Here is a 10,962-nt window from a genome sequence, read left to right as displayed (position 1 = left end):
GAGTTGACCTGGGCCCGCTTGAGGCAGTTGTAGGCCCGCACGGAGAGGTTGAGCTCTTCGAGCGGAATCTGGGCTTCGGGGGAAGGTTCGGGTTCATGGCCGGGCTCCTCCACCACACTCAGGGTGGCCAGCGGCTGGAACAGGGCGATCAGCTGATTGGCCGCCTGGGCCATGGCGTCGTCTGGAGTGACGCTGCCGTCGGTCTCGATTTCGAGCCGCAGCCGCTCGCGGGCCGAGCCTCCCTCACCCACCGCCGTCTCATCGACGCTGTAGTTGACGCGGTTGACCGGCTTGAACACCGCATCGATCTGCAGCAGATCGATGGCGCTGGTGTCCTCGTTATGGCGGTCGACGGGGCGGTAGCCCACACCCCGTTCCACGTGCACCTCCATCTCGAGGCTGAAGCCGTCGGCCACGATGGCGATCAGGCGGTCGGGATCGATCACCTGCACCTGAGAGGAGAACTGCAGGTCGGCTGCTGTCACGGTGCTGGGACCGTTCACCACCAGTCGGCCGATCTCCAGGTCGCGGCTGCGGCTGTTCACCGCCACCTGCTTGCAGTTGAGCAGGATGTCCAGCACGTCTTCACGCACGCCGGGCACGGTGGCGTACTCGTGATTGACGCCGGAGATGCGCACCGCCGTGATGGCGCTGCCCTCCAGGCCGGCAATCAGCACCCGCCGCAGGGCGTTGCCCAGGGTGGTGGCCTGGCCGCGGTCCAGGGGGCCGATCAGGAAGACGCCGGTCTGAGCCCGGTCGTCGGAGACCTGATGCTCGATCCGGTCGATTTGGTAGTGCAGCACGGTCTGAACAGTCGGAAGGTTGGGCGGAGGGGCCCCTGGGAAGGGACGGGGCGACGAATCAGACGCGGCGGCGCTTGGCACGCCGGCAGCCGTTGTGGGGAAGGGGGGTCACGTCGCGGATCAGGGTGATCTCCAGGCCAGCCACCTGCAGGGCGCGGATGGCGGTTTCGCGGCCGGAGCCCGGGCCGCGCACCAGCACCTCGATCTGGCGCATGCCCTGCTCCAGGGCGCGGCGAGCGGCGGCTTCGGCAGCGGTCTGGGCGGCAAAGGGGGTGCCTTTGCGGGCGCCCTTGAAGCCGCTGGCACCGGCGGAGCTCCAGGAGATCACCTCACCGGCCGTGTCGGAGATCGACACGATGGTGTTGTTGAAGGTGCTCTGGATGTGGGCAACGCCGTTGGGCACGTTGCGCTTGGCCTTCTTGGGGCCCGTTTTCTTGGCTGGCTTTGCCATGGTGGAGAGGCCTGCTGCAGCAGGAGGTGATCGGGGAACGGGGGCAGACCCTGGTGACGCCTGAGCGGTGAAGCCGGCCCGGCTGGATGCTGGGAAGGCCATGAGCCTCTCGGAAGCAGGCTCGCGACGATGCTCGGCGGCAGGGTCTGGGTGCTCAGCTCAGGCGGCAGGGCCTCGAACCGGGCGGATGGGCTTACTTCTTCTTGCCGGCCACGGTCTTGCGGGCACCCCGGCGGGTGCGGGCATTGGTGCGGGTGCGCTGTCCACGCACCGGCAGACCCATGCGGTGACGGCGGCCCCGCAGGCAGCCGATGTCCTGCAGGCGCTTGAGGGCCATGCCCTCCTGCCTGCGCAGGTCGCCTTCGAGGGTGAAGGTCTCGGCGGCACCGCGCAGTTTCTGCACATCGGCGTCGCTGAGGTCCTTGACCCGGATATCCGGGCTCACGCCGGTCTTGGCGAGGATTTTCTGGGCACGGGTGAGCCCGATGCCATACACATAGGTGAGAGCGATCTCAACCCGCTTGTCGCGAGGGATATCGACGCCGGCAATCCGAGCCACGTGGGAAACGATTCAAGGGTCAGAGGAACCCGCCAGAGGCAGGTGGCCCCGGGAAGGCCCAGGGGTTGCCCGCCGTTGGGCGGGCGTGGTGCAGTGGCCCCGGCTGAGGCCCTGCCAGGGCAGGATCAGCCCTGGCGCTGCTTGTGCTTGGGGTTGGTGCAGATCACCATCACCCGGCCGTGGCGGCKKMTYWCYCKGYWCNTSTCNKYWCWTNCTTNCYTKAYTGVTGBDCGCABBTTTDTTGGBBTTGTGCTNCGCCGACTDCTGCAGABCDACANHCVTNATGTCDTCGGCADCGTCNGTCBVTVBCAGVGHCCGGCCTCACCCAGAAGCACGCCTTGGCCGGCGGCAGCCAGCGCAGTGGCAGCGGCGCGGCCCTCGGGGTGCTGATGGCGCAGATGTTCCACCGCAGCCGCGGCCGCGCCTGGAATCTGCGTCAGCAGAGCCTGGCCCTCTGGCACAGCTGGCTGCAGGAGCTGGCGGAGCGCGGTCAGCCGGTGCCCCGGCGCCATGGGCTGCTGTGGCTGGCCGCCGAGCCTGAGGAATGGCAGCGGCAACAGGCGCTGGTGGCCGAGCGGCAGCAGCTGGGCCTGGCGCTGGAGCTGTGGGATCGCGAGCGGCTGTCCACGCTGCAGCCGGCCCTGCCCCCTGGGGCGATCGGGGCACTCCATTCGCCCTTGGATGGCCAGATCGATCCCCCTGCCGCCATGGCCGCCCTGCTGGCCGACGGCCGTGACAGCGGCTTGACCACGGCGGGTCAGAGGGTGGGCGCCATTGAGCGCGACGGTCCGGGGCGCTGGCGGCTGCTGCTGGAGVGCGGCGAGGTGGTGGCTGGGCTGGCCCACGTGGTGCTGGCCGCCGGTCTGGCCAGCCCTGCTCTGCTGCAGTCGCTGGGATCCAGCCTCGCGATGGAACCGGTGCTCGGCCAGGCCCTCGCCCTGCGGCGCTCCGCCCCAGGCCCCTGGACCTGGCCCGGGGTGGCCGTGTGGCGAGGCCTCAACCTGGTGCCCCGGCCCGACCTGGGAGCTGAAGGGACCTTCTGGCTGGGCGCCACCCTGGAAGCAGGCAGCCGGGCCGATCCCGACCAGCAGGCACGGCTGCGCCACTGGGGCGACGCCGGCCTCGACTGGTTGGAGCAGGCCAGCGTGGTGGAGGCATGGCAGGGCTGGCGGGCCAGGCCCGTGGGCCGGCCAGCCCCGCTGCACGAGCAGCTGCAACCGGGCCTCTGGCTGGTGAGCGGCCACTACCGCAACGGGGTGCTGCTGGCCCCGGCCTCGGCCGCCTGGGTGCTGGAGCAGATCGAGCAGACGACGCCTCGCCCTTAAGAAGGCGTTAATCCCAGCGGGGCCAGACTTGCGTACGGTCAAAACGGTGACGTCGTTCCCTCTCTTCACCGCCACCGCAGTCATGACGATGCTTCCCGGCCTGTTGCGCCGCTCCACCGCCGCTCTTGCCCTCTCGGGCCTCACCCTCTCGGTCGCTGCCTGCGGCGGCACCGGCGGAGGCGGGGGCGGCATCACCGGCACGCTCAACGGAGCCGGGGCCTCCTTCCCTTCGGCCATCTACCAGCGCTGGTTCAAGGACATGAGCGCCGATGGCGTCAACGTCAACTACCAGTCCGTGGGTTCCGGGGCCGGGGTACGCCAGTTCCTGGCTGAAACCGTGGATTTCGGCGCCTCCGACAAGCCGATGGGCGAGGAGGAGATCGCCAAGATGCCGCGCGGCGTGCTCCAGATCCCGATGACGGCCGGAGCCATCGCCGTGGCCTACAACAACCCCGGCTGCGAGCTCAAGCTCAGCCAACAGCAGCTGGCTGACATCTTCCTGGGCAAGATCACCAACTACAGCGAGCTGGGCTGCGACGACAAGACGATCACCATCGTGCACCGCTCCGACGGCTCGGGCACCACGTTCAACTTCACCAACCACCTGGCCGCCGTGAGCCCGGAGTGGAAGGCTGGCCCCGGCGCCGACAAGGCCGTGAACTGGCCCACCGGCGTGGGCGCCAAGGGCAATGAGGRKGTMGMGGNMSCMGMTCASCYRGCNCGNMMKGGGSCAKMRRCTNCSTGRAAGKSSMCYYSGTCNNNGATSCCSKSCASKSSGMWGNMGMTSSMMARCSGSWCCRGCNGMRGYRGYSMYRSSSWSSWRWGCMMCCKRKMGCGMAGSCCNNTSGMCTSGATCNAKCTGGGTGAGGATCTCACCGGCAGCAACCCCAATCCTGCCATGGGTTACCCGATCGTCACCTTCACCTGGATCCTGGCCTACAAGAGCGGCAACGGCGACAAGACCCCCCTGCTGCAGAAGGTGTTCAACACCATGCTCGCCGAACCGGCCCAGTCCCTGGCACCGGAGCTGGGCTATGTGACCCTGCCTCCATCGGTTGTGGAGAAAGCCAAGGCGGCGGTGGCCATGATCTCGGAGTGAGCCCCTCGACCAGGTGAACCGGCGGGTGAGCCTGGTCCTCTCGCTCACCCCTGGTCTTCTCACTCACAGTTGCACCCACAAAAAACTCCCCCAGATGGGGGAGTTTTTTCATGGGGCGATGGGAGAGGAGTCTCGGGGAGGGAGGACCTCCCCGGCCAGCTCACTTGCTCTCGGTGAATTCGGCGTCGATGACGTCGTCGCTGGAGGCACCGGCAGCGGCATCGGCGGACGTGCCATTGCCATTGCCATTGGCGCCAGCCGCAGCCGCCTCAGCTCCTGCGGCCTGCTGATACACAGCGGCACCGGCCGCATAGAGCGCCTGCTGCAGCACCTCAAGTTCAGACTTGATGGTGTCGAAGTCTTCCTTCTCCAGGGCCTCCTTGAGCTTGGCGGAGGAGGTCTCCACCTTGCTCTTGTCCTCGGCGCCCACCTTGTCGCCGAGTTCGCCGAGCTGCTTCTCGGCCTGATACACCAGGGTTTCGGCCTGGTTCTTGAGGTCGATGCGCTCGCGCTTCTCCTTGTCGGCGGCGGCATTGGATTCCGCATCCTTCACCATCTTCTCCACCTCGTTGTCGCTGAGGGTGGAGGCACCGGTGATCGAGATGCTCTGCTCCTTGCCGCTGCCCTTGTCCTTGGCGGTCACGCTGAGGATGCCGTTGGCGTCGATATCGAAGGTCACTTCGATCTGGGGCACGCCGCGGGGGGCGGGGGGGATGCCGTCGAGACGGAAGGTGCCGAGCGACTTGTTGTCACTGGCCATCTCGCGCTCACCCTGCAACACGTGGATCTCCACGTTGGTCTGGCCGTCCACCGCGGTGGAGTACACCTCCGACTTCTTGGTGGGAACGGTGGTGTTGCGGGTGATCATCTTGGTCATCACCCCGCCGAGGGTCTCCACCCCGAGGGAGAGCGGGGTGACATCCAGCAGCAGGATGTCCTTCACCTCACCGGCGAGCACACCGCCCTGGATCGCGGCACCCACGGCCACCACCTCATCCGGGTTCACCGTCTGGTTGGGGGCCTTGCCGGTAACGCGCTTGACCAGCTCAAGCACGGCGGGGATGCGGGTGGACCCCCCCACCATCACCACCTCGTCGAGCTCGCTGCTGGAGAGCTTGGCGTCCTTGAGGGCCTGCTCCACCGGCACGCGGCAACGGTCGATCAGCTTGGAGGCCAGCTCCTCGAACTTGGCCCGGGTGAGGGTGAGATCGAGGTGCTTGGGGCCCTCCGGCGTGGCCGTAATGAAGGGCAGGTTGATCTCGCTCTGGGTGGCGCTGGAGAGCTCGATCTTGGCCTTCTCGGCCGCTTCGGTCAGACGCTGCAGCGCCTGTTTGTCCTGGCGCAGGTCGATGCCTTCGTTGCTCTTGAAGCTGGAAGCCAGGTAATCGACGATCACCTTGTCGAAGTCATCGCCGCCCAGGTGGGTGTCACCGCTGGTGGAGAGCACCTCAAACACGCCATCACCCACCTCCAGCACCGACACGTCGAAGGTGCCGCCACCGAGGTCGAACACCAGGATGCGCTCATTGCTCTTCTTGTCGAGGCCGTAGGCCAGCGCCGCSGCCGTGGGCTCGTTGATGATCCGCAGCACTTCCAGGCCGGCGATCTTGCCGGCGTCCTTGGTGGCCTGGCGCTGGGAATCGTTGAAGTAGGCGGGCACGGTGATCACCGCCTGGGTGACCGTTTCACCGAGGTACTTGCCGGCGTCTTCTGCCAGCTTGCGCAGCACCTGGGCGCTCACCTCCTCCGGGGCGAACTGCTTGTTGAGCACCGGGCACTTCACCTTCACGTTGGAGCCGGCCTTCTCCACGCCATAGCTCACTTCCTTCGACTCTTCATTCACCTCATCCACCCGGCGGCCGATGAAGCGCTTCACCGAATAGAAGGTGTTTTCAGGGTTCATCACCGCCTGGCGCTTGGCGATCTGCCCCACCAGCTGGTCCTGGTTCTTGGTGTACGCCACCACCGAAGGGGTGGTGCGGAAGCCCTCCGCATTGGCGATCACCGTGGGCTTGCCGCCCTCCATCACGGCGACGCAGCTGTTTGTGGTGCCGAGGTCAATACCAACAACCTTTCCCATGAATGTCCACCTCCTCAGTGGTTCGTTGTGCGTTCATGCATCCTCATCAGAGGGGACGGTGACAGGCGAGGTGTGGTTCCCGAACAGGCGCTTACGGTTTTGGGGCCGCCCCTGCCGCCCGAGCCCGTGATGGCCCCGCCGATCTCCGCGTCCACGGCCCTGGTGGGGGTGCTGGGCGATCCGGTGCGGCACTCGCTCTCGCCGGCGATGCACAACGCCGCCCTGGCCGCCCTGGGGCTCGACTGGATCTACCTGGCCCTGCCCACCGCGGCCGAGAGCCTGGCCGCCGTGGTCGGCGCCCTGGAGGCCCTCGACTGCCGCGGCCTCAACGTGACCCTGCCCCACAAGCAGGCCGTGGCACCGCTCTGCGCCGAACTCAGCCCCCTGGCCGCCAGGGTGGGGGCCGTGAACACCCTGGTGCGCCGCAGCCAGGGGGGCTGGCTGGGCACCAACACCGATGTGGAGGGCTTCCTGGCGCCGCTGCGGCAGGCCGGCAGCTGGCAGGGAAGCGGGGCGCTGGTGCTGGGCTGCGGCGGCAGCGCCCGGGCCGTGGTGGCGGGCCTGGTGGAGCTCGGCTGCGCCTCGATCCAGGTGGTGGGCCGCCGTGCCGCGGGGCGGCAGGCCTTGCTGGAGGCCTGCCGCAGCTGGGCACCCCAGCTCGGAGGGAGCAGCTGGGAGGAGCTGCCGGCCCTGCTGCCGGCCAGCCAGCTGGTGGTGAACACCACGCCGGTGGGCATGGCCTCGCCCGGCCAGCCAGCCGCCGCCCTGGCCTGCCCGCTGGAGGCCGCAGCCCTCGCTGGCCTGGGCAGCGGCTGTTGGGTCTACGACCTGATCTACACGCCCCGCCCCAGCGCCCTGCTGCGGGCCGCCGCCGAGCGCGGCTGCCATGGCATCGATGGGCTGGAGATGCTGGTGCAGCAGGGGGCGGCGGCGCTGCGGCTGTGGAGCGGCCGCGAGGCGGTGCCGGTGGAGGCGATGCGCGCCGCGGCGGAACGCGCCCTGGCCGGCACTCCCTAGCCTGCGCTGATCCGTTGTGCGTTCCACCATGCAAGGCGCCCCGCTGTGGCAGCGACTGCTGGCCGCCCTGGCCTATCTCCTGCCCTGGGCAGATGCCTTGCCATTCGGGCGCAGCCTGTTCGCCATGTTTCCGCTGCTGCAGTGGCTCGCTGCGCCGGCCCTGCCGGTGGCCCTGCTGCAGCAGGCGGTGCCCTTCGGCGGCTTCCTGGTGTTCCTGGTGCTGTTCCTGGCGGTGGTGCGCAACCAGCGCGTGCCCTACCTGATCCGCTTCAGCGTGCTGCAGGCCATTCTGATCGACATCGTGCTGGTGCTGGTGTCGCTGGTGTTCAGCATCCTGCTGGCGCCCCTGGGGGCTGGCTTCGCCCTGCGCACCCTCAGCAACACGGTGTTCCTGGGGGCCCTGGTGCTGGTGGCCTTCGGGATCGTGCAGAGCCTGCGGGGTGAGGAGGCCGACCTGCCCGCCGTCTCCGCCGCCGTGCGCATGCAGCTCTACTGAGTGCGCCCTGCGGCTGCGCTGATAGGGTGAGCAGTCCGTCGCTGATGGCCTCTCGCCATCGGCCACCGCCCTCCTCCTGCCCCGCGCGGCTTTCCCGACACGGCGACCCCATGACGCAGCCTTATTACGAAACGATGTACATCCTTCGTCCGGACATCCCGGAGGAAGAGGTGGAGAGCCACATCACCAAATACCGCGATCTGGTCGTGGAGGCCGGCGCTGAGGTGCTCGACTGCCAGATGCGTGGCAAGCGCCGCCTGGCCTACACGATCAACAAGCACCGCGAAGGGGTCTACGTCCAGCTGAACCACAACGGTGACGGCCAGCAGGTTGCCCTGCTGGAGCGGGCCATGCGCCTCTCAGAAGATGTGATCCGCTACCTCACCGTCAAGCAGGACGGCCCCATGCCGGCTCCCCGGGTCGCGCCAGGTGCCGCCAGCGAGGGCTCCCCTCAGCCGGTCTCGGCCTGAGCCAGTTCCCACCGTCTCCTCAGCCCGGGTGCGCTGAACAGCGCACCCACGGATCGCGACAATGGGTCAAGGAAAATCCCCCCAGCCTCACAACAAAGCTGCCCAGGCTGACCATCTCAACCAGAGGTTGAGCTCTTTGCAGCAGCAGCTCGATGCCATCCGGGAGCAGCTGGACGCCCATCGAGGCCTGCTTGAGAGCCTGCCGGAAATCTTCGAGCAGCGCTTTGAACAGCGGCTGAAGCCGATGCTGGGTCACCGCGAACGGTTGCTGGCTGAGAACACGCTGCTGCGGCAGCAGCTGCTGCAGGCACCTGCCCCCGATGCCGAAGCCCCGGCTCTGGCCCCGCTGGAGGCCGCGCCGCCGGCCCGAGAGGGTCTCGGCGGGGCTCTGCGCCACGCCCTCGGGCTGGGCCCTGCCCCCCCTGAGCCCTGGGGCCGCTGACCTGCAGCCAGGTCGGCGCTCGTCAGGGGGTCGTCCTGTGACGGGCGGCCCAGAGCCTGGTGGGCAGACCCCACACGTAGATGAACCCCTCGGCAGCCCGGTGATCGAACAGGTCGTCGGCGCCATAGGTGGCCATGTCCGGCACGTAGAGGCTGTCGTTGGCGCTGCTGCGCCCCACGACGATCGCATTGCCCTTGTGCAGCCTCACCCGCACGGAGCCGTTCACCCCCCGCTGCGTGCGCTCGAAGAAGCCATCGAGGGCGTCCTTGAGCGGGCCGAACCAGAGGCCCTGATACACCAGATCGGCCCACTGCTGCTCCAGCTGACGCTTGGTGCGCAGCACGTCGGCCGCCAGAGTGAGGCTCTCGAGCTCCTGGTGGGCGCGGATCAGCAGCAGCAATCCAGGGGTTTCGTAGATCTCGCGGCTCTTGATGCCCACCACCCGGTTCTCCATGATGTCCAGCCGCCCGAAGCCATGCAGGCCGGCCAGGGCATTGGCGCGGCGGATCAGGCTCACCGGGTCGAGCCGTTCGCCGTCGATCGCCACGGCGTCACCGTGCTCGAAGTGCACCGTGATCGTCTGGGGTTCCGCCGGGGCGTCCTGCACCGAGCGGGTCATGGCGAACACCTCCTCGGGGGGCTCCACGGCCGGATCCTCGAGGGGGCCCGCCTCGATCGAGCGACCCAGCAGGTTGAGGTCGATCGAGTAGGGGGAGCCCTTGCTCACCGGCGAGGGGATGCCACAGCGCTCGCCGTAGGCAATGGTCTGCTCGCGGCTCATGCCCCACTCCCGCGCCGGGGTGAGCACCTTGAGGTCGGGGGCCAGGGCACCGATGGCCACATCGAAGCGCACCTGATCGTTGCCCTTGCCGGTGCAGCCGTGGGCCACCGCGTCAGCGCCCAGCTCCCGGGCGATCTCCACCAGCCGGCGGGCGATCAGCGGCCGTGCCAACGCCGTGGACAGCGGGTAGCGGCCTTCGTAGAGGGCATTGGCCCGAATCGCTGGAAAGGCGAACTCGCGGATGAAGGGCTCAATCAGATCGCCCACCAGCGACTGGGCCGCGCCGGCAGCGAGGGCCTTGCGGCGGATCGGCTCCAGCTCATCACCCTGGCCCAGATCGGCAGCGAAGGTGATCACCTCCTCCACGCCCCACTCCTTGATCAGGTAGGGGATGCAGACGCTGGTGTCCACCCCGCCGGAATACGCCAGTACAGCCTTCTTGGCCCGGCCCATCAACAGCGCTCCATGTGCTCAGTCGCCCGATTCTCCACCGTGGTCTGCCTGGGTGCCCAGTGCAGGCTCAGCGGGGAGTCGCCAGCGCAGCAGCAGCCAGAGCCCCACCAGCAGGGGCAGACCCAGCAGCAGCAGGGTGACCAGGGCGGGATCCACCGGCAGGGGACGGGGCCAGCGCTCGCCGGCAGCACTCAGGCCCGCGCTCACGGCCAGGGCGAGGGCCCACAGGCGCAGCACCGAGCGGAACGGGCCGGGGGCAACAGGGGCCGGGACTGGCATGGAGTGTTGCTGGCAAGCCCAGCGGTTAAGGTAATGGATTGGCCTGCGGCAGCTCCAGGGCCGCCGCCATCCTCCGGACGCCTGATTGCATGAGCACGCTCTCCCCTTCCAGCCTCAGCCGTCTCGACAGCATCAACCCCTCGCTCACCCGCTACGGCCGCCAGGAGTTGGCGCCGGTGCTGCCCCTGCGCGATGAGCCCGATCTGCTCAGCTGGCTGGAATCCAGTGGCCGCCTGGTGGCGGACGAGGAAACCGCCTCCACCGATGTGAGCACCGTGGAGGAAGAGGAGCTCTCGGCTCTGATGGGCGAGAAGGAGGAGTACAACCAGGCCGACGAGCAGCAGGACGAAGCCTGGGAAGACTGACGTCAGGTCGTCAGGGACACTGGGGCGACCATTGCCGGTGACAGTGACCCCTACCGCTCCTCCCCGCTCCGGCAGCAGCCAGCGGGCGGCTGTGCTGCTCGGCCTGCTGTTGCTGGCTGCCTGCCTGGCGAGCGATCGCTTCATCGCCAACTCGATGCTCACGGCTCCGCTGCTGCTGGCGGCCCTGGTCGCGGCGCTCGTCACGGCATGGGGGGTGCCCAGGCTGAAGCGCCTCAAGATGGGGCAGGTGATCCGGGAGGACGGCCCCCAGGCCCACCTGACCAAGGCCGGCACCCCCACCATGGGGGGCCTGCTGGTGGTGCCGGTGGGGGTGATCGTGGG

At 68.5% G+C, this 10,962-nt stretch carries 12 protein-coding genes and 4 pseudogenes; 9 read left to right on the top strand and 7 right to left on the bottom strand.

Features of this window, described 5'->3' with window-relative positions; all coding sequences use genetic code 11:
* The 4 genes and pseudogenes from IQ216_RS07075 to rpmJ form a co-directional block, all read right to left on the bottom strand.
* On the bottom strand, window positions 1–803 hold an 803-nt coding region (locus IQ216_RS07075), incomplete at its 3' end, for a DNA-directed RNA polymerase subunit alpha (protein ID WP_193814918.1).
* A gap of 58 nt (window positions 804–861) precedes the next feature.
* Window positions 862–1,254: a 30S ribosomal protein S11 gene (gene rpsK, locus IQ216_RS07070; RefSeq protein ID WP_186697299.1), complete on the bottom strand. Its 393-nt coding sequence runs from the start codon at window positions 1,252–1,254 to the stop codon at window positions 862–864.
* Window positions 1,255–1,447: 193 nt separating this feature from the next.
* A complete protein-coding gene (gene rpsM, locus IQ216_RS07065) occupies window positions 1,448–1,813 on the bottom strand; it encodes a 30S ribosomal protein S13 (RefSeq protein WP_186697298.1) in 366 nt (121 codons plus the stop codon).
* A 125-nt stretch (window positions 1,814–1,938) separates the two neighbouring features.
* A pseudogene (gene rpmJ, locus IQ216_RS14215) lies at window positions 1,939–1,998 on the bottom strand (50S ribosomal protein L36); the annotation flags it as partial.
* Window positions 1,999–2,151: 153 nt separating this feature from the next.
* Between rpmJ and IQ216_RS07055 the strand changes: the two are divergent.
* The 3 genes and pseudogenes from IQ216_RS07055 to IQ216_RS14705 all read left to right on the top strand — a co-directional run.
* The gene (locus tag IQ216_RS07055) at window positions 2,152–3,138 is read left to right on the top strand and encodes an FAD-binding oxidoreductase (protein ID WP_193814917.1); all 987 of its coding nucleotides are present in this window, start codon (window positions 2,152–2,154) and stop codon (window positions 3,136–3,138) included.
* Between the two features lie 88 nt (window positions 3,139–3,226).
* Window positions 3,227–3,839, top strand: a pseudogene (locus IQ216_RS14710) (phosphate ABC transporter substrate-binding protein PstS); the annotation flags it as partial.
* Window positions 3,840–3,991: 152 nt separating this feature from the next.
* Window positions 3,992–4,237, top strand: a pseudogene (locus IQ216_RS14705) (phosphate ABC transporter substrate-binding protein PstS); the annotation flags it as partial.
* A gap of 160 nt (window positions 4,238–4,397) precedes the next feature.
* On the opposite strand, the gene dnaK reads toward IQ216_RS14705, so the two are convergent.
* Entirely contained in the window at window positions 4,398–6,317 is a 1,920-nt protein-coding gene (dnaK, locus tag IQ216_RS07045; RefSeq protein WP_193814916.1) for a molecular chaperone DnaK, read from the bottom strand.
* 129 nt (window positions 6,318–6,446) lie between these two features.
* Here dnaK and IQ216_RS07040 point away from each other — a divergent pair, with 129 nt between their 5' ends.
* The 4 genes from IQ216_RS07040 to IQ216_RS07025 all read left to right on the top strand — a co-directional run bounded on the left by IQ216_RS07040 (window position 6,447) and on the right by IQ216_RS07025 (window position 8,742).
* Window positions 6,447–7,334, top strand: a complete 888-nt coding sequence (locus tag IQ216_RS07040; RefSeq protein ID WP_193814915.1) for a shikimate dehydrogenase — start codon at window positions 6,447–6,449, stop codon at window positions 7,332–7,334.
* Window positions 7,335–7,362: 28 nt separating this feature from the next.
* A complete protein-coding gene (locus tag IQ216_RS07035; protein WP_186697821.1) occupies window positions 7,363–7,830 on the top strand; it encodes a Tic20 family protein in 468 nt (155 codons plus the stop codon).
* A 110-nt stretch (window positions 7,831–7,940) separates the two neighbouring features.
* On the top strand, window positions 7,941–8,300 hold the full coding sequence (gene rpsF / locus IQ216_RS07030; protein ID WP_186697823.1) for a 30S ribosomal protein S6: 360 nt from the start codon (window positions 7,941–7,943) through the stop codon (window positions 8,298–8,300).
* Window positions 8,301–8,427: 127 nt separating this feature from the next.
* On the top strand, window positions 8,428–8,742 hold the full coding sequence (locus IQ216_RS07025; RefSeq protein WP_193814914.1) for a hypothetical protein: 315 nt from the start codon (window positions 8,428–8,430) through the stop codon (window positions 8,740–8,742).
* Between the two features lie 22 nt (window positions 8,743–8,764).
* Here IQ216_RS07025 and IQ216_RS07020 read toward each other — a convergent pair whose 3' ends face one another.
* Together IQ216_RS07020 and IQ216_RS07015 are read right to left on the bottom strand one after the other, a co-directional pair.
* Window positions 8,765–9,976: an argininosuccinate synthase gene (locus tag IQ216_RS07020; RefSeq protein ID WP_193814913.1), complete on the bottom strand. Its 1,212-nt coding sequence runs from the start codon at window positions 9,974–9,976 to the stop codon at window positions 8,765–8,767.
* 18 nt (window positions 9,977–9,994) lie between these two features.
* Window positions 9,995–10,255, bottom strand: coding sequence for a hypothetical protein (locus IQ216_RS07015; protein ID WP_186697830.1), 261 nt, complete (start codon window positions 10,253–10,255; stop codon window positions 9,995–9,997).
* 89 nt (window positions 10,256–10,344) lie between these two features.
* Here IQ216_RS07015 and IQ216_RS07010 point away from each other — a divergent pair, with 89 nt between their 5' ends.
* On the top strand, window positions 10,345–10,620 hold the full coding sequence (locus tag IQ216_RS07010) for a DUF3134 domain-containing protein (RefSeq protein ID WP_186697832.1): 276 nt from the start codon (window positions 10,345–10,347) through the stop codon (window positions 10,618–10,620).
* A 43-nt stretch (window positions 10,621–10,663) separates the two neighbouring features.
* A pseudogene (locus tag IQ216_RS07005) lies at window positions 10,664–10,962 on the top strand (phospho-N-acetylmuramoyl-pentapeptide-transferase); the annotation flags it as partial.

The organism is Cyanobium sp. LEGE 06143 (assembly GCF_015207535.1).
In the GTDB taxonomy this organism is placed as follows: domain Bacteria; phylum Cyanobacteriota; class Cyanobacteriia; order PCC-6307; family Cyanobiaceae; genus NIES-981.
This window is presented reverse-complemented; position numbering and strand designations above follow the sequence as displayed.